Origin of the sequence: Cellulomonas citrea, assembly GCF_009829685.1 — a bacterium.
In the GTDB taxonomy this organism is placed as follows: domain Bacteria; phylum Actinomycetota; class Actinomycetes; order Actinomycetales; family Cellulomonadaceae; genus Cellulomonas; species Cellulomonas citrea.
Genome location: NZ_VWSD01000012.1, coordinates 1 through 18,114 on the forward strand (window position 1 = coordinate 1; position 18,114 = coordinate 18,114).

General features: G+C 72.8%; 14 protein-coding genes and 1 pseudogene. 12 read left to right on the plus strand and 3 right to left on the minus strand.

Annotated features, from left to right (window positions below; all coding sequences use genetic code 11):
* Both F2B26_RS02860 and F2B26_RS02865 read right to left on the minus strand, forming a co-directional pair.
* Nucleotides 1–194 (minus strand): annotated as a pseudogene (locus tag F2B26_RS02860) (dihydrolipoamide succinyltransferase); the annotation flags it as partial.
* Nucleotides 191–955, minus strand: coding sequence for a peptidylprolyl isomerase (locus F2B26_RS02865; RefSeq protein ID WP_201292581.1), 765 nt, complete (start codon nt 953–955; stop codon nt 191–193). The gene F2B26_RS02865 and the pseudogene F2B26_RS02860, both read right to left, overlap by 4 nt.
* Before the next feature lie 100 nt (nt 956–1,055).
* Between F2B26_RS02865 and F2B26_RS02870 the strand changes: the two genes are divergently transcribed.
* From F2B26_RS02870 to aspS, 3 genes are all read left to right on the plus strand, one after another.
* Entirely contained in the window at nt 1,056–1,721 is a 666-nt protein-coding gene (locus F2B26_RS02870; RefSeq protein ID WP_159806213.1) for an MBL fold metallo-hydrolase, read from the plus strand.
* Nucleotides 1,722–1,756: 35 nt separating this feature from the next.
* A complete protein-coding gene (hisS, locus tag F2B26_RS02875) occupies nt 1,757–3,112 on the plus strand; it encodes a histidine--tRNA ligase (protein WP_159806215.1) in 1,356 nt (451 codons plus the stop codon).
* Nucleotides 3,113–3,181: 69 nt separating this feature from the next.
* Nucleotides 3,182–4,954: an aspartate--tRNA ligase gene (gene aspS, locus F2B26_RS02880; RefSeq protein ID WP_159806217.1), complete on the plus strand. Its 1,773-nt coding sequence runs from the start codon at nt 3,182–3,184 to the stop codon at nt 4,952–4,954.
* Nucleotides 4,955–5,107: 153 nt separating this feature from the next.
* On the opposite strand, the gene F2B26_RS02885 is transcribed toward aspS, so the two are convergent.
* Nucleotides 5,108–7,342, minus strand: coding sequence for an MMPL family transporter (locus tag F2B26_RS02885; RefSeq protein WP_159806219.1), 2,235 nt, complete (start codon nt 7,340–7,342; stop codon nt 5,108–5,110).
* Between the two features lie 66 nt (nt 7,343–7,408).
* Between F2B26_RS02885 and F2B26_RS02890 the strand changes: the two genes are divergently transcribed.
* The 9 genes from F2B26_RS02890 to F2B26_RS02930 all read left to right on the plus strand — a co-directional run bounded on the left by F2B26_RS02890 (nt 7,409) and on the right by F2B26_RS02930 (nt 18,109).
* A complete protein-coding gene (locus tag F2B26_RS02890; RefSeq protein WP_159806221.1) occupies nt 7,409–8,800 on the plus strand; it encodes a replication-associated recombination protein A in 1,392 nt (463 codons plus the stop codon).
* Nucleotides 8,801–9,002: 202 nt separating this feature from the next.
* Nucleotides 9,003–9,629, plus strand: a complete 627-nt coding sequence (rpsD, locus tag F2B26_RS02895; protein WP_159806223.1) for a 30S ribosomal protein S4 — start codon at nt 9,003–9,005, stop codon at nt 9,627–9,629.
* Nucleotides 9,630–9,744: 115 nt separating this feature from the next.
* Entirely contained in the window at nt 9,745–10,092 is a 348-nt protein-coding gene (locus F2B26_RS02900) for a DUF948 domain-containing protein (RefSeq protein WP_159806225.1), read from the plus strand.
* Nucleotides 10,092–10,463: a hypothetical protein gene (locus F2B26_RS02905; RefSeq protein WP_235929466.1), complete on the plus strand. Its 372-nt coding sequence runs from the start codon at nt 10,092–10,094 to the stop codon at nt 10,461–10,463. Before F2B26_RS02900 ends, F2B26_RS02905 begins: the two co-directional genes overlap by 1 nt.
* Before the next feature lie 43 nt (nt 10,464–10,506).
* Nucleotides 10,507–13,191 carry an alanine--tRNA ligase gene (gene alaS / locus F2B26_RS02910; RefSeq protein WP_159806227.1) on the plus strand — a complete coding sequence of 895 codons (2,685 nt, stop codon included), beginning with the start codon at nt 10,507–10,509 and terminating at the stop codon, nt 13,189–13,191.
* A gap of 11 nt (nt 13,192–13,202) precedes the next feature.
* Nucleotides 13,203–13,748 (plus strand): Holliday junction resolvase RuvX, encoded by a 546-nt coding sequence (gene ruvX, locus F2B26_RS02915; RefSeq protein ID WP_159806229.1) that lies wholly within the window; start codon nt 13,203–13,205, stop codon nt 13,746–13,748.
* 692 nt (nt 13,749–14,440) lie between these two features.
* Nucleotides 14,441–15,526, plus strand: coding sequence for an endolytic transglycosylase MltG (mltG, locus tag F2B26_RS17380; RefSeq protein ID WP_235929467.1), 1,086 nt, complete (start codon nt 14,441–14,443; stop codon nt 15,524–15,526).
* On the plus strand, nt 15,523–16,362 hold the full coding sequence (locus tag F2B26_RS02925; protein WP_159806231.1) for a shikimate dehydrogenase: 840 nt from the start codon (nt 15,523–15,525) through the stop codon (nt 16,360–16,362). The genes mltG and F2B26_RS02925 overlap by 4 nt, the downstream gene beginning before the upstream one ends.
* A gap of 73 nt (nt 16,363–16,435) precedes the next feature.
* The gene (locus tag F2B26_RS02930) at nt 16,436–18,109 is read left to right on the plus strand and encodes a GspE/PulE family protein (protein ID WP_159806233.1); all 1,674 of its coding nucleotides are present in this window, start codon (nt 16,436–16,438) and stop codon (nt 18,107–18,109) included.
* The last annotated feature ends 5 nt before the right edge of the window (nt 18,110–18,114 follow it).

Sequence of the window (18,114 nt, forward strand, 5' to 3'; positions counted from 1 at the left end):
GGCTCTGCCGCTGCAGGCGCGTCCTCGGCGGGCACGTCCTGCGCCGGCGCGGGCACGGCGGCCTCGTCGGCGTCGGGCTGGGTGTCGGCGGCGCCGTCGGGCGCGGTCGAGGTCTCGTCCGTCGTCGGGTCGGTCACCACGGTGTCCGTGGCGGCCTCGTCCGGGTCGGCGGGCGCGGGCGGGGTGTGGGTCACTTCGTCTCCACGTTCTCGATCGTCACCGGCGACGCCGGGGTCTGCGTGCCGCTGGTCGTCCCGGCGGCTGCGATGGCCCGGACGACGTCCAGGCCGGAGGTCACGTGACCGAAGACGGTGTAGCCGCCCGCGCTGTCGGCCGGGATGGTCGTGTCGTCGTACACGATGAAGAACTGGCTGCCCTGGGACGCAGCCTGGCCGCTCACCCGGGCCATCGCGATCGTGCCGGCGGGATAGACGCCGTCGGCCGGGGCGTTCTCGATCGGGCCGAAGCTGTAGCCGGGCCCACCGCTGCCGGTGCCCGTCGGGTCACCGCACTGCAGGATGTGCATGCCGGTGTCGAGCCGGTGGCACGTGGTGCCGTCGAAGAAGCCCTGGGCGGCCAGCTGGGTGAAGCTCGCCACCGCCTGCGGGGCGGCGGCGCCGTCGAGGCTGAGGCCGATCGTTCCCTGGCCGAACGTGAGGGTCCCCGTCCACTGCCGGTTCTCGGACAGGGCCGCTGCTGGCACGGTCGCGGTGGGCTGCGGCGAGGACCCGAGGTCGGATGCGCTCAGGCTCGGCGACGGGGTGGTCGCCTGCGCCGTGGACCGGGACCGGACCGCCACGACGACGACCGCGCCCAGCACGACGACGACCCCGAGAACCATCGCGACGACGCGGCGCCGGCGGCGGCGCCGCTCGGCCGCCTCGGCCAACCGTGCGGCCCGCTTCTCGTAGCGACGGCGCTCGTACTCGCGCTCGCGCTCCCGCTTGGTCGTCACTGCACTCCTCGAGGGTGTCCGGTTGGCCCGGGACAGTCTAGGCAGCGCAGCGGCGCAGTCCCACCACCTGGGAGGTCACAGTCCGCGTAACGTCGGTGCGATGGAGCTGCTCGAGGTCCTGTCACCCGTGCTCGGCGCGCGCTGCACGCTGATCGGTGGTGCGTCGGGTGCGCTCGTGGTCGACCCGGGCGTCGGTGTCGCCCCGCGGGTCCGCGAGCTGCTCGCGGCGCGCGGCTGGACCGTATGTGCGGTGCTGCTCACGCACGGGCACCTGGACCACACCTGGGATGCCGGGGTGCTGTCCGACGAGCTCGACGTGCCCGTGCTGGTGCACCCGGGGGACCGCTACCGCCTCGCTGACCCGTTCGGCACGTTGGGCATCGACCCGGCGCTGCTCGGGCTGGACCCGTCGACGTACCGGGCGCCGGGCCGGGTGCTCGGGCTCGACGACGAGGTCGTCGCCGGACTCCTCGAGCTCGGGTCCGGGTGGGTGGAGCCGTGGCACGCACCCGGGCACACCGAAGGCTCGACGGTGTACCTCGTGCACGTCGACGACGGCCCCCCGGTGGTGCTGTCCGGCGACGTGCTGTTCGCGGGCACGATCGGACGCACCGACCTGCCCGGCGGTGACGAGGGCGCGATGGCCCGGACGTTGACGCAGCTGGCCCAGCGGCTCGACCCGGGCAGCCCGGTCCACCCGGGCCACGGCCCGCGCACGCAGATGGCCCGCGAGCTGGCGACCAACGGGTACCTGCGGCGCAGCTGACTCCCGCAGCCCGCCGGTTCTGGGAGGATCGGGGCATGGCACGCCCACGACCCCTGTCCGGTTTCCCCGAGTGGCTCCCGGAGGGTCGGCTCGTCGAACGCCATGTGCTCGACGTGCTGCGCCGCACCTTCGAGCTGCACGGCTTCGCCGAGATCGAGACCCGCGCGGTCGAGCCGCTCGACCAGCTGCTGCGCAAGGGGGAGACCTCGAAGGAGGTCTACGTCCTGCGCCGGCTGCAGGCGGACCCGGACGCGGTCGACAAGGACCCCCTCGGGCTGCACTTCGACCTCACGGTGCCGTTCGCCCGGTACGTGCTGGAGAACGCCGGTCACCTGCACTTCCCGTTCCGCCGCTACCAGATCCAGAAGGTCTGGCGCGGTGAGCGCCCCCAGGACGGCCGGTTCCGGGAGTTCACCCAGGCCGACATCGACGTGGTCGGTGCCGACACGCTCGGCTACCACGACGAGGTCGAGATCCCGCTGGTGATCGCCGACGCGTTCGCCGCGCTGCGCGAGATCGGCGTGCCCCCGGTGCAGATCCTGGTGAACAACCGCCGGGTCGTCGAGGGCTTCGCCCGCGGTATCGGGCTGGAGGACGTCGACGCGGTGCTGCGCGCGGTCGACAAGCTCGACAAGATCGGGCCGGCGAAGGTGGCCCAGCTGCTCGTCGACGAGGCGGGGGCGAGCCCGCAGCAGGCCCAGGCGTGCCTCGACCTGGCGGCCGTGCGTGGGCAGGACGAGTCCGTCGTCGAGCGCGTCCGGGAGCTGGCCGAGGGCCTCGGTGCGACGAACGACCTGCTCGAGACCGGGCTGACCGAGCTCGGCACGCTCATGGCCGAGGCCGCGCGGCGTGCCCCGGGCGTCGTGGTCGCCGACCTGAAGATCGCCCGCGGCCTCGACTACTACACGGGCTCGGTCTACGAGACGGTGCTCGTGGGCCACGAGGGGCTCGGCTCGATCTGCTCGGGCGGGCGGTACGACACCCTGGCGACCGACGGCGCCCGGACCTACCCGGGGGTGGGCCTGTCGGTCGGCGTCACCCGGTTGGTGTCCCGGCTGCTGTCCGGCGGTCTGGTGCGTGCCACGCGCTCGGTGCCCAGCGCCGTCCTGGTGGCGGTCACCGACGAGGAGCACCGGGGGCAGGCGCTCGAGGTCGCGGCGGCGCTGCGTGCGCGTGGGGTGCCGACCGAGGTCGCCCCGACCGCCGCCCGGTTCGGCAAGCAGATCCAGCACGCCGACCGCCGCGGCATCCCGTACGTGTGGTTCAGCACACCCGACGGCGACGAGGTCAAGGACATCCGTTCGGGGGTCCAGGTGAGCGCCGACCGGGCGGCCTGGACCCCGCCGGAGGCTGATCTGCACCCCCGGGTCGTCCCGGCCGACGCAGGCTGAGCGACCGGGCGGACTAAGATCGACGCCGCGCCCGGAGCGGGCGCGGCCACCGCGAGCGAAGGACTATTCGTGCTGCGCACCCACACCGCCGGCTCGTTGCGGGCCGAGCACATCGGCTCCACCGTCACCCTCACCGGGTGGGTGGACCGTCGTCGCGATCACGGCGGGGTGGCGTTCGTCGACCTGCGGGATGCCTCCGGCATCGCCCAGGTGGTGGTGCGCGACGAGGCCGTGGCGCACGGTCTGCGCGCCGAGTACGTGCTGCAGGTGACCGGCCAGGTCTCGCGTCGTCCCGCCGGCAACGAGAACCCGCACCTGCCGACCGGTGAGGTCGAGCTGCTCGCCGACCAGGTGGTCGTGCTCAACGAGGCCGCACCGCTGCCGTTCCAGGTCTCGTCCTCGCTCGACGAGCCGGTGGGCGAGGAGGCGCGTCTGAAGTACCGCTACCTCGACCTGCGCCGGCCCGCGCCGGCCCGTGCGCTGCGGCTGCGGGCCAAGGCCAACCAGGCGGCCCGCGCCGTGCTGGACGCCCAGGAGTTCGTCGAGATCGAGACGCCGACGCTCACGCACTCCACGCCGGAGGGCGCCCGGGACTTCGTCGTGCCGGCCCGGCTGTCGCCCGGCTCGTGGTACGCCCTGCCGCAGTCGCCGCAGCTGTTCAAGCAGCTGCTCATGGTCGCCGGGATGGAGCGGTACTACCAGATCGCCCGCTGCTACCGCGACGAGGACTTCCGCGCCGACCGGCAGCCCGAGTTCACCCAGCTCGACATCGAGATGAGCTTCGTCGAGCAGGACGACGTCATCGCCGTCGGCGAGCAGATCGTGCAGGCGCTGTGGCGTCTCATCGACGTGGAGATCCCGACGCCGATCCGGCGGATGACGTACGGCGAGGCGATGGCCCGGTACGGCTCCGACAAGCCCGACCTGCGCTTCGGGCTCGAGCTGACCGAGCTCACCGACTACTTCGCGAACACGCCGTTCCGGGTGTTCCAGGCGCCCTACGTCGGCGCCGTCGTGCAGCCCGGTGGCGCGAGCACACCGCGTCGCGGGTTCGACGCCTGGCAGGAGTGGGCCAAGCAGCGCGGCGCCAAGGGGCTGGCCTACGTCACCGTGGGCGAGGACGGCACGCTCGGTGGCCCGGTGGCCAAGAACATCTCCGAGACCGAGCGTGACGGCCTGGCCGCGGCCGTGGGTGCCCAGCCGGGTGACGCGGTCTTCTTCGCCGCCGGCAAGGTCTCCGAGGCTCGTGCGCTGCTGGGTGCGGCCCGGCTGGAGATCGGCAAGCGGGGCGCTCTCATCGACGAGGACGCGTGGTCGTTCCTGTGGGTGGTCGACGCCCCGTTGTTCAAGCCGACCGGCGAGGACGACGACGTGGCGGTCGGCGAGGGCGCCTGGACCGCGGTGCACCACGCCTTCACCTCGCCCAACCCGGACTGGATCGACCGGTTCGAGTCCGACCCGGGCAACGCGCTGGCCTACGCCTACGACATCGTGTGCAACGGCAACGAGATCGGCGGCGGCTCCATCCGTATCCACCGCCGGGACGTGCAGGAGCGCGTCTTCGACGTGATGGGCATCGACGCCGAGCAGGCCCAGGAGCAGTTCGGGTTCCTGCTCAACGCGTTCGCGTTCGGCGCCCCGCCGCACGGCGGCATCGCGTTCGGCTGGGACCGGATCGTGGCGCTGCTCACCAAGGCCGAGTCGATCCGGGACGTCATCGCGTTCCCGAAGTCCGGCGGCGGCTACGACCCGCTCACCGGCGCGCCGGCGCCGATCAGCGACCAGCAGCGCCGTGAGGCCGGTGTGGACGCCAAGCCGAAGCCACCGACGCCCGGCGCCTGAGCTCCGAGCGCACCCGCCACCGCCCATCCGCTCCTCGTGACCGGGTGGGCGGTGGCTGTTCTCCCGTGAGCACGGGCCCGGGCACGGCGGCTCGACGAGCTCGGGCCGCCGTGCCCGCCGCGGTCGAGCCACGGGCGGGGTCGAGTCGTCGACCTAGTGCAGCAGCACTGAAGCGCGCTCGTGCCAGCGGCGCAGCGGCCCCGGGGCCCACCAGTTGGCCCGTCCCAGCAGTGTCATCGTGGCCGGCACGAGGATCATCCGGACCAGCGTCGCATCGATGAGGACGGCGACCGCGAGGGCGAACCCCACCTCCTTGATCACCAGCAGCCGGCCGGCGACGAAGCCTCCGAACACGACGATGACGATGGTGGCGGCCGAGGTGATGATCCGCGCCGACCGCTGCAGGCCGAGACGTACGGCGGTCGCGTCGTCGCGCCCCTCGCGGTGCAGGTCGAGGATGCGCGAGAGCAGGAACATCTCGTAGTCCATCGCGAGGCCGAAGGCGAACGCGACCACGAGCACGAGCACGTAGGTCTCGATGCCCCCGGTCGAGGTGAAGCCGAGCAGCCCGGCGAGGTGACCGTCCTGGAACCCCCACACGAGCACCCCGAGCGACGCGCCGAGCGACAGCGCGTTGGTGAGCAGGGCCTTGATGCCGATGACGACCGAGCCGGTCATCACGAACAGCAGCACGAGCGTGGTGAGCGCCACGATGCCCACGGCCCACCAGACCCCGGAGCGGACGGCGTCGACGAAGTCGATCTGGTTGGCGGCCTGCCCGGTGACCCAGGTCTCGAACCCGGGCTGCATCGCACGCACCTGACGAACCACGCCTGCGGCGACCTGGTCCCCGGGGTCCTGGGTGGCGGCGCGGACGCCGATCGCGACGTAGTCGCCGACGGCTACCGGGGGCTCGACACCGGCCACCCCGTCGAGCTGGCCGAGCTGGGCGCTCCAGGCGGTCGCCTCCTCGACGGAGGTGCGTGCCACGACGGTGACGGCCGGTGAGGTGGTGGCCGGGAAGTCCGCGGCGAGCAGGTCGACGAACTCGCGCTGGTTGCTGTCCTGCGGCAGCAGCTCGATCCCGGAGTTGCGCACCTGCAGGTGCCCCAGGGGCAGCGCGAGCAGGACGAGGACGGCGAGCACGCCGCCGAACCAGAACCAGGGCCGGCGCTGCACCCTGGTCGCCAGCCGGTTGAACACCCCGTCGTCGTTCGCGACGTCGGCGGTACGGGCGAGCACGGCCCGCAGCCCGGGCACCCGCGACAGCACGCCCGGGCGGTGCAGGCGGCGTCCGCTGAGCGCGAGCAGCGCCGGGACGAGGGTGAGGGCGGTGGCCAGTGCCACGAGCACGACCCCGACGCCGGCGGCACCGACGGCGCGCAGGATCGCCGGCCGGAACACGAGCAGACCGCTGATGGAGACCGCGACCGTGATCGCCGAGAAGGTCACGGTGCGCCCCGCGGTGGCCACCGTCGTCTCGACCGCCCGGGCGACGGCGCCGTCGCCGCGTCGTCGGCGCGCACCCCGTCCGCCGTCGTCGAGCAGCGCGTGCAGCTCCTCGCGGTACCGGGACACGATGAGCAGCCCGTAGTCGATCGACAGCCCGAGACCGAGCACGGTGACCACGTTGACGACGGCGGCGTCGACGTCCATCAGGTAGGTGAGGCCGAGCAGGGTCGCCAGCCCGCCCGCGATCGAGGCCAGCGCTCCGGCCATCGGCATCGCGGCCGCGAGGAATCCGCCGAACACCGCGACCATGACGAGCAGCGCGATCGGCAGCGCGATCCGTTCCCCTACGGTGAGGTCCTCGCGGACCTGGTCGGTGATGGCCGCCACGATGAGGGAGGACGAGCCGACGACGCCGGTGACCTTCGGCGCCAGCGGGCGCAGCTCGTCCGGTACGGCGGCCAGGCGCGTGGTGACCGCATCGAGCGCCGTCTGGTGCTCGACCTCGGTGAGCGAGGGGTCGAGCTCGACGACGAGCAGGAACCCGTCGCCGGACGTCGCGAGCAGAGGCGGTGCCGCCGGGTTCGCGGTGCCACCGGGCAGCGCCAACGGGTCGACGACCGAGAGCACGCCGGGGATGCCTGCGAGGTCGCTGCGGACCGGGAGCAGCGTCTCGTCGAGCCCCTCGGTGCCGGGGTCGATGCCGGTGAGCGCGATCGTCACGCTCTCGCCGACGTTGCGCGACGAGCGCAGGATCTGCTCGCCGGTCTGGCTCTGCGAGCCCGGCACCTCGAGCTGACCGGTGGTCACCCGGTCGAAGACGCTCTGTCCGTGCACCCCGAGCACAGCCAGGGCGTACCCGGCGGCGACCAGCACCACCCACACGCCGACGACAGCGAGGGGCCGACGTGCCGCCAGACGGCCGAGCGATCGGAACACGCGCGCATCGTCGCACGTCCGGGCCCTGGTCCGCGCCCCCGGTCTGGCATGCGTAGGCTCGTGGTCGTGGACCTGTTCGACGCCCTGGGTGCGACCGACCGGGGCACACCGGCCCCCGTCGAGGGCGCCCCGCTCGCGGTGCGGATGCGGCCGCGCACCCTCGCGGAGGTCACGGGGCAGGACCACCTGCTCGGCCCAGGCTCCCCGCTGCGCCGGCTGGTCGAACCGCCGGAGGGGGCCGGTGTGCCTCCCTCGTCCGTCGTGCTGTGGGGTCCGCCGGGCACCGGGAAGACGACGTTGGCGTACCTGGTCGCGACGAGCTCGCGGCGTCGGTTCGTCGAGCTCTCCGCGGTGACTGCCGGTGTCAAGGAGGTGCGGGCGGCGATCGAGGACGCGCGGCGACGGCTGGCCTCGGGCGGGCAGGAGACCGTCCTGTTCATCGACGAGGTGCACCGCTTCAGCCGCACCCAGCAGGACGCCCTGCTCCCGGCGGTGGAGAACAGGTGGGTCACCCTGGTCGCGGCGACGACCGAGAACCCGTCCTTCTCGGTGAACGCGCCGCTGCTGTCCCGTTCGCTGCTGGCGACCTTGCACCCGCTGTCGGAGGACGACGTGGCACGGCTCGTGCTGCGCGCCGCGGCTGACGAGCGTGGTCTGGGGGGTGCGCCCGCGCCGTCCGACGAGGCTGTCGCGGCGATCGTCCGGCTGGCGGGGGGCGATGCGCGCAAGGCCCTCACGCTGCTGGAGGCGGCCGCCGGTGTGGTGCAGGACGAAGCGTCCGCCTCCGGCGAGCCGGCGGTGATCGGTCCGCAGGACGTCGAACGTGCCGCCGACACGGCCGTCGTGCGCTACGACCGGGCCGGTGACCAGCACTACGACGTGATCAGCGCCTTCATCAAGTCGATGCGCGGATCGGACGTGGACGCCTCGCTGCACTACCTGGCGCGGATGGTCGCGGCGGGGGAGGACCCGCGGTTCATCGCGCGCCGGATCGTCATCGCCGCGGCCGAGGACGTCGGGATGGCCGACCCGTCGGCGCTGCAGACGGCGGTGGCCGCGGCCCAGGCGGTGGCGTTCATCGGGATGCCAGAGGCGCGCATCGTGCTGGCCGAGGCCGTGGTGCACCTGGCGACGGCACCGAAGTCCAACGCGGCGTACGTCGGGATCGACCGGGCGCTGGCCGATGTGCGCGCCGGCCGGATCGGCACCGTGCCGGCGCATCTGCGCGACGCCCACTACGCGGGTGCGCAGGGCCTCGGGCACGGTGCCGGCTACCGCTACGCGCACGACGAACCGGCCGGCGTCGCGGCCCAGCAGTACCTGCCGGACGAGCTGCTCGGGACGCGGTACTACGAGCCGACGGGCCGCGGGTTCGAGCACCAGGTGGCCGAGCGCCTCGAGCGCATCCGGGCCCTGCTGGCGGGCCGTCCGGGCCCCGGCGCGGGGGCGGCGCGCTGATCCGGTAGGATGGACCGGTTCGCCGACGGGCAGCTGCCCTGCGATCTCATGGCACGTGCTCATGGGTCGCGGTGCATCTCGTCCGGCCGGCGCCACCTGGGGTCCTAGCCGCGCGGTCCCGCGCATCCATGGTCGGCCCCACGCCCAGCCGCAGCATGCGGTCCGGGTGTGACGTGAACACGACAGGAAGAGAAGCACACAGATGACGAGTGTCACCCGCTCGCGCCGCCAGGTCCGCCTGAGCCGCGCGCTGGGCCTGGCCCTGACGCCCAAGGCCGTCAAGCACTTCGAGAAGCGGCCGTACCCGCCCGGTGAGCACGGCCGTGCCCGTCGTCGCACCGAGTCCGACTACGCCGTCCGGCTGCGCGAGAAGCAGCGTCTGCGCGCCCAGTACGCGCTGCGCGAGAAGCAGCTCGCCCGGGCCTACGAGTCCGCCCGCAAGGCCCCGGGCCTCACCGGTGAGGCTCTCGTCGAGGACCTCGAGACGCGTCTGGACGCCCTGGTGCTGCGCGCCGGGTTCGCCCGCACCATCCTGCAGGCCCGCCAGGCCGTGACCCACCGTCACGTGCTGGTCGACGGCAAGATCGTGGACCGCCCGTCGTTCCGCGTCGGCGAGGGCCAGACGCTGCAGATCAAGCCGAAGAGCCAGGCGACCACGCCGTTCCAGGTCGCCGCCGCCGGCGCCCACCGCGACGTGCTGCCGACCGTCCCGGGCTACCTGGACGTGCAGCTCGAGAAGCTGTCCGCCGTGCTCGTGCGTCGCCCGAAGCGCGCCGAGGTGCCGATCACGTGCGAGGTCCAGCTGGTCGTCGAGTTCTACGCCCGCTGATCCACGCGCCGAACGCCCCGTCGCACCCGTGCGGCGGGGCGTTCGTGCTCGTCGGCTGCTTGTAGGGTCGTGGGGTGCCCGTCGAGGGCGCACCCGAGGAGACAGGAGGACGCCCATGTCCGGTGGCGACATCGCGGGGCTGATCGCAGCCGTCGCCTTCGTGCTGCTCGTGGGTGTGCTCGCGGTCCCGCTGGTCAAGCTCGGCCGGGTGCTGGACGAGGCCCGGGTCTCGGTGCACGACCTCACGGAGCACACGCTGCCGGTGATCGACGAGGCCGCGGCGCTGGTCGCCTCGTCCAACGGTCAGCTGGAGAAGGTCGACCAGGTGACCACGGCCGCTGCCGAGGTCACCGAGAACGTCTCCGCGCTCACCGCGCTCTTCGCGGCGACCGTCGGACGTCCGATGCTCAAGGTCGCCGCGTTCAGCGCGGGGGTGCGTCGGGTCCTGGGCGGTGCCCGCTGATGCGCCGCCTGCTCTGGATCGGCGTCGGCGTGGGCCTCACCGTCCTGGTCGCCCGTCGCGGCCGGGCGTGGCTGGCCGAGGTGGTCCCCGAGCCCGCGACCGGCACGGTCGACACCGCGATCTCCGTGGCGAAGGTGCTGCGGCACGCCCGCTCCGAGTTCGACGCCGGCTGGGCCGCCAAGGAGACCGAGCTCATGACCGCCCTGGTCGGCGACCGCGACCCGAGCACGCTCGCCGCTGACGGCGCGGCCGCCCGTGAGGCGTTGCGCGCCCGCCGTGCGCACGAGGACCGCTGGTCCCGGCGCATCTCGGAGGACTGGGCCGACCAGCCCACCGAGGACCCCGACGACGACGACGGCTACGCCTTCTAGCCACCCCCTGCCCCGCGCCCACCGCGAACCACGAGGACCCCCGATGCGTACCGCCGACATCCGCCAGCGCTGGCTGGACTACTTCGCGAGCAAGGACCACGCGCTCGTCCCGTCCGTGCCGCTGATCTCCCCGGACCCGTCGATCCTGTTCACGATCGCCGGCATGGTGCCGTTCATCCCGTACATCCTGGGCACCCAGACGGCACCGTGGCCGCGCGTGGCCAGCGTGCAGAAGTGCATCCGGACCAACGACATCGAGAACGTCGGGCGCACGACGCGGCACGGCACGTTCTTCCAGATGAACGGCAACTTCTCGTTCGGCGACTACTTCAAGACCGGTGCCATCGAGTTCGCCTGGGACCTGCTCACCACCGCTCAGGCGGACGGCGGCTACGGCCTGGACGGCGACAAGCTCTGGGTGACCATCTGGGACCAGGACGCCGAGTCGCTCGACGCGCTGGCGAACGTCGGCATCGACCGGCGGCAGATCGTGCGGCTGCCACGTGAGCAGATCTTCTGGGACACGGGCCAGCCGGGTCCGGCGGGGCCCTGCGCGGAGTTCCACATCGACCGCGGACCGGAGTACGGCCCCGAGGCGGTCGGCGGCACCACCGACCCCGGCGGCGACCGCTACCTGGAGATCTGGAACCTGGTGTTCGACCAGTTCCTGCGCGGCGAGGGCACCGGCAAGGACTACCCGCTGCTGCACGAGCTGGAGCAGAAGGCGATCGACACCGGCGCCGGCCTCGAGCGGCTGGCGTTCGTGCTGCAGGACAAGCCGAACTTCTACGAGATCGACGAGGTGTTCCCGGTCATCGCGGCCGCGGAGGAGGCCTCGGGCCGGCGCTACGGCGCCGACGGCGAGGACGATGTGCGCTTCCGGGTGGTCGCGGACCACGTGCGCAGCGCGCTCATGCTCATCGGTGACGGCGTGACGCCGGGCAACGAGGGTCGCGGGTACGTGCTGCGCCGGCTGCTGCGCCGCTCGGTGCGCTCGATGCGGCTGCTCGGCGTCGGCGAGGCCGTGCTGCCGCACCTGCTGCCGGCGAGCCGGGACGCGATGAGCGCGTCCTACCCGAACGTGGCGGACGACTTCGACCGGATCTCCCAGGTGGCGTACGGCGAGGAGGAGTCCTTCCTGCACACGCTGGCCGCGGGCACGACGATCCTGGACACCGCGGTGCGCAAGGCCCGCGAGCAGGTCGGGCCGCAGGGCGGCGCGGTGCTCGGCGGGTCCGAGGCGTTCGCACTGCACGACACCTACGGCTTCCCGATCGACCTCACCCTGGAGATGGCCGCCGAGCAGGGCGTGACCGTCGACGAGGCGGAGTTCCGCCGGCTCATGGGGGAGCAGAAGGCCCGGGCCCGCGCCGACGCGCTCACCAAGAAGACCGGCCACGCCGACATCACGGCCTACGAGGCGCTGCGCGCCGACCTGGTCGCACCGGTCGAGTTCCTCGGCTACCGGCAGACGTCCAGCCCCGCGACGGTGGTGGGTCTGCTCGTGGACGGGGTCCCCGTACCTGCGGCCACTGCGCCGGCGAACGTCGAGGTGATCCTCGACCGCACGCCCTTCTACGCCGAGGCGGGCGGCCAGCTCGCCGACCAGGGCGAGATCCTCGCCTCGGGCGGCGCCCGGGTCGAGGTCGACGACGTGCAGGCGCCGATCAAGGGCATGAACGTCCAGCGCGGGCGCCTGGTGGACGGCACGCTCACGGTCGGCGAGCCGACCGTCGCGACGATCGACACCGAGCGCCGTGGGCAGATCGCCCGGGCGCACACCGCGACGCACCTGCTGCACAAGGCGCTGCAGGAGTCGCTCGGCAAGGACGCGACGCAGGCCGGGTCGGAGAACGCCCCGAGCCGGTTGCGCTTCGACTTCCGGCGCGGCCAGGCGGTGCCGGTGTCGGCGATGGCCGAGATCGAGGAGCGGGTCAACCTGCGGTTGCAGGACGACCTCGAGGTGACCGACACGATCATGGCGCTGGACAAGGCGCGTGAGCTCGGTGCGATGGCGCTGTTCGGCGAGAAGTACGGCAACCAGGTGCGTGTCGTGTCGATCGGTGACGGCTGGTCGCTCGAGCTGTGCGCGGGCACGCATGTGAAGCGGTCGGGCGAGATCGGCCTGGTCACCGTGCTCGGTGAGGCGTCGATCGGCTCCGGCGTGCGCCGGGTGGACGCCCTCGTCGGCGAGGGCGCCTACGCCGAGCACGCCCGTGAGCGGGTGCTGGTCGGACAGCTCTCCGGTCTGCTCGGGGCCCGTCCGGACGAGCTGGGTGACCGGGTCTCGACCCTGCTCGGCCGGCTCAAGGACGCCGAGCGCGAGCTCGCCGCGCTGCGCCAGGGGCGGCTGCTCGCTCTCGCACCGCAGCTCGCGGCCGCTACGGTCGACCGTGCGGGCACCCGGGTCGTGGCGTACGAGGCGGCCGACGTCGCGTCCGGCGACGACCTGCGGGCGCTGGCCCTCGACGTGCGGGCGAGGCTCGGCGAGTCGGTCCCGGCCGTCGTCGTGGTGGCCGGTGCCGTCAACGACCGGGTCGCCCTCGTGGTCGCCACGAACGGCGCCGCGCGCGCCGCTGGTCTGGCCGCCGGTGCGCTGGTCCGCACCGCCTCGGCCGTGCTCGGCGGCGGTGGCGGTGGCAAGGACGACGTCGCGCAGGGCGGTGGCACCCGTCTGGAGGCGGTGCAGGAGGCGCTCGACGCCGTGACGGCGGCGGTGGCGCGCTGAGCGACGACCCGATGCTCGACGCCGAGCCCGGACCGCAGATGCGGCACGTCCGGCTCGGCGTCGATGTCGGCACCGTGCGGGTGGGACTGGCCTGCTCCGACCCGGACGGGCTGCTCGCCACCCCGGTCGCAACGCTCGAACGGCCACGCTCGATCGACCTGATCGTGCACGAGGTGCGCGAGCGAGGCGCGGGTTGTGTGTACGTGGGGCTGCCGCGGCACCTGTCGGGCCGGGAGGGTGCATCGGCCTCGGCGGTGCGCGCGTACGCTGATCAGCTGGCGCTCGCCGTGACGCCTGTCATGGTGAGGCTCGTCGACGAGCGGCTGTCCACCGTGAGCGCCCACCAGGCGCTGCGGTCGGCCGGTCGGTCGACGAAGAAGCACCGTGCGGTCGTCGACCAGGCGGCCGCGGTGGTGATTCTGCAGGATGCGTTGGACGCGGAACGTGCGTCGGGCTCCCGGCCCGGCGAGGTGGTCGAGACCGACCCGCCACGTCGCCGCACCGGGCGGGGGAGCGCGCAGGAGGTTTCGGACGACACAGGAGTGACACCGACGTGAGCGACGAGCAGACGCCCGGATGGCCGCCCCGCGGACCGTCCGGTGGCTTCGGCGACGATGGCAACGAGCCCGAGACGATGACCTCGGCCACCCGACGAGTCACTCGTCGCGAGCTGCGTGAGGCCGAGGCGCGGCGTGCCGCGGCGGCAGCGACACCGTCGGCTGCGCCACCCTCGAACGGCCCGGTCCCGCCGGCCACTCCCGAGGCACGGCAGCCGGTGCTGCCCGCGCCGGGCGCCTCCCCGTGGGGCCAGGCCGCCCCGTCCCGTCCGGCAGAGGCGCCGTCGCTTCCGCCGGCCCGTCCCCGCTGGACGCAGCCTCCGAGCAGCGGCGGCGCGGGGTCGTTGCCCCCGGTCACCCCATCGGTCGGCCCGTTCCCCCCGGTGACCGGGTCGGCAGGTCCGGCCGCCGACGCCGACCTCCCGGCGCACCCGCCGGTGCAGCACCAGCAGACCGGCCAGCCTCCTGCGCCCGCGGCGGGGCCCGGTCGCTTCCCCTCACGCGCCGAGGTGCCCACGACGGGGATCCCGGCCGCCGGCACCTGGCCCACGGAGGAGTCCCGGACACCCGGCGCGCCCGCGGCGGGCCCGTCCTGGCCGGCGCAGCCGGTGGGTGTCGAACCGACTCACACTGCGGTCGATGTCGCCGACGACTCGCCCCTCGCGCTGCTGGGCGGCGGGTCGGAGCCGCCCGTGGAGCACCACGAGTCCACCAGGCGGCGCGGTCACCGCGCGCGGTCCCTGCTCGTCCTCGTGGTGGCGATCGCGATGGTGGCCGGGGTCGGCTACGTCGCGAAGATGGTGTTCTGGCCCAGCGGCGGATCGACCTCCTCGGTCGAGGACTACCCCGGGCCGGGCGGGCCGACGGTGCAGGTCGTCGTCAACGCCGGCGACACCGGCGCGGAGATGGCCAAGACTCTCCAGCAGGCCGGTGTGGTGGCCACGACGAGTGCGTTCACCAAGGCCTACAAGGCGAACCCCGATGCCGCCAAGATCCAGCCGGGCACGTACAACCTGCTGCTCAAGATGAAGGCGTCGGACGCGGTGGCCGCGCTCCTGGACCCGGCGAGCAAGGCTTCGCTCAAGGTGACCATCCCCGAGGGCCTCACCGCGGCGCAGATCCTGCAGAAGATCTCCGAGAAGACGACGATCCCGCTCGCCGACCTGCAGGCTGCTGCCGCAGACCCCGCGGCGATCGGGCTGCCCCAGCAGGCCGGCGGCAAGGTCGAGGGCTGGCTCTTCCCGGCCACCTACGAGGTCGACCCGAAGGCCACGGCCGCGTCGGTGCTCTCGCAGATGGTCGCCAAGACGACCCAGGTGCTCGCTGCCAAGGGTGTGGCCGCCGATCAGCAGGAGGCCGTGCTCATCAAGGCCTCGCTCATCGAGAAGGAGGCGAGCCGCGACGAGGACCGCGCCACGATGGCCCGCGTGATCGAGAACCGGCTGGCGAAGAACATGCCGCTGCAGATCGACTCGGCGACGGCGTACGGACTGAACAAGTCGGGGCTGGACCTGACCGCGAGCGAGCTGGCGGACACGTCGAACCCGTACAACCTGCGAGTGCTCACGGGGCTCCCGCCCACGCCCATCGCCTCGCCCGGCGAGGCGTCGATCGACGCGGTGCTGGCACCGGCGGACGGCAGCTGGCTGTTCTGGGTGACGGTCAACCTCGACACGGGGGAGACCGTGTTCACGGACAACTACTCCGACTTCCAGGCCGCGAAGAAGCAGTACAACGACTGGCGGGCGGCCCAGCAGAGCGCGACGGCGACCCCGTGAGCGGACGTCGCTCACCGCTGCGTGCAGCGGTCTACGGGCATCCGATCGCGCACTCGTTGTCGCCGGTGCTGCACCGTGCCGCCTACGCCGCGCTTGGGCTGGACGGCTGGACGTACGACGCGTTCGACGTGACGATCCCGCAGCTGCCCGAGCACATCGCCCGGCTCGACGCGGGGTGGGCCGGGCTCTCGCTCACGATGCCGCTCAAGGCGGCGGTGCTCGACCTGGTGGACCACGTCGAACCGCTCGCCCAGGTCGTCGGCGGTGCCAACACCGTCGTCGTCGATGCCCAGGGGCGTCCGTCCGTGGCGGCGAACACGGACGTCTACGGCATCGTGCAGGCCTTCCGAGAAGCGGGCGTGACCACGGCCAGCACGGCCGCGGTGCTCGGCGGCGGTGCGACGGCGTCCGCGTCCCTGGCAGCGCTGGCCCAGCTCGGGGTCGCTGCGCCGGTCGTGTACGTGCGGTCGGTCGCACGCGCCGCCTCGCTCATGCCCGCCGCGCACCGGATGGGCATCGACATCACGCTGCGTCCGCTGCACGAGGCGCACCGGGGCGTCACCCAGGTGGACCTCGTCGTCTCGACCGTCCCGGAGGACGGCGCCGACGTCGTGGCGGCCGAGCTCGGCCCGCTGTCCGGGGTGCTGCTCGACGCCCGGTACGACGTGCGGCCCACGCCGTTGCTGCACGCCTGGCAGCGTTCCGGCGGTGTCGGCATCACCGGTGAGCGGATGCTGCTGCACCAGGCGTGCGAGCAGGTGCGCCTCATGACAGGGCACGACGCACCGCTGGCGCAGATGGACGCCGCCCTGGAGGCCGCGCTCGCCCTGACCTGATCACTCCTCAGTTCCACGGGTCCGGCTGCCGATGAGGCAGATGGACCGTGGGCGAGGCGTGGGAGGCACCGGGGTGAAGCAGCTGGGCGAGATCCTGCTGGACGAAGGACTGGTCACCGAGAGCCAGCTGTTGGCGGCGCTCGACGCGCAGGTCTCCATGGGTCAGTCGTTGGGACGCACGCTCGTCGAGCTGGGCATCCTCACGGAGGACCAGCTCGTGCGCGCGCTGGCCGCGCAGGTCGGCATGCAGTTCATCGACCTCGACGACTACCCGGTGGACCGCGCCGCGGTGAGCGTGGTGCCCCCGTCGCTGTGCCGGCGGTACACGGTGCTGCCGGTGGCCTTCGTCAGCGGTCAGCTGGTGATGGCCACGTCCGACCCGGGCAACGTGGTCGCCGTCGATGACGTGCGGACGGCGTCGGGGATGTCCGTGGTGCCGGTGGTCGCCACCCGGGACAACCTGCTGCGTGCCCTCGACCGGTTCTGCCGCGCCGACGAGGAGATGGGCGACCTCTCCTCGGCCTTCGAGGACTCGCAGCTGCCGCAGGACACCGACCTGTCGCGGATGGGCGACATCGTCGAGGACGACGCCCCGATCGTCCGCTACGTCAACCTCATGGTCACCCAGGCGATCACCGACCGGGCCTCGGACATCCACGTCGAACCAGCCGAGCACGACCTGCGGGTGCGGTACCGGATCGACGGCGTGCTGCACGAGATGCAGCGCTCGCCCAAGCAGATCCAGGGTGCCGTGATCAGCCGGATCAAGATCCTGTCCGACATCGACATCGCCGAGAAGCGCAAGCCCCAGGACGGCCGGATGTCGGTCGTGCACAACGGCCGCAAGATCGACCTGCGCGTCGCGACCCTGCCCACGGTGTGGGGCGAGAAGGTCGTCATGCGCATCCTCGACAACTCCACCGCGAGCCTCGACCTGCGGGACCTGTCCTTCCTCGACGACAACTACGCGACCTACCAGGCGGCCTACTCCAAGCCCTACGGGATGATCCTGGTGACCGGGCCCACCGGCTCGGGCAAGTCGACCACCCTGTACGCGACCCTCAACGCGGTGTCCCGCCCGGAGATCAACGTCATCACGGTCGAAGACCCCGTCGAGTACCGCCTGCCCGGGATCAACCAGGTGCAGGTCAACCCGAAGGCGGGGCTGACCTTCGCCGGTGCGCTGCGGTCGATCCTGCGGTCTGACCCGGACGTGGTGCTCCTCGGTGAGATCCGCGACCACGAGACCGCCCAGATCGCGATCGAGGCGGCGCTCACCGGGCACCTCGTGCTCTCGACGCTGCACACGAACGATGCGCCGTCGGCGGTCACCCGGCTCGTCGAGATGGGCATCGAGCCGTTCCTCGTGGGCTCGGCGCTCGACTGTGTCGTCGCCCAACGTCTGGCGCGGCGCCTGTGCGAACGGTGCAAGGTCGCGTACCGGCCGGATCCTGCCGAGCTCGTCTCCGCGAGGTTCCCGTGGAACCCGGGGGAGCCGCTTCCCGAGCTGTACCGTCCCGGCGGCTGCCCTGCCTGCTCGCGCACCGGGTACCACGGCCGGTTGGCGCTGCACGAGGTGATGCCGGTGACGGAGGCGATCGAACGGCACGCAGTGACGCACTCGTCCAGCTCGGACATCGCCGAGACGGCGGCCGCCGAGGGGATGGTCGGTCTGCGTGACGACGGCTGGCGCAAGGTGGCGCTCGGTCGCACGTCCGTCGAGGAGATCCTGAGGGTGGTCGCGTGAGCACC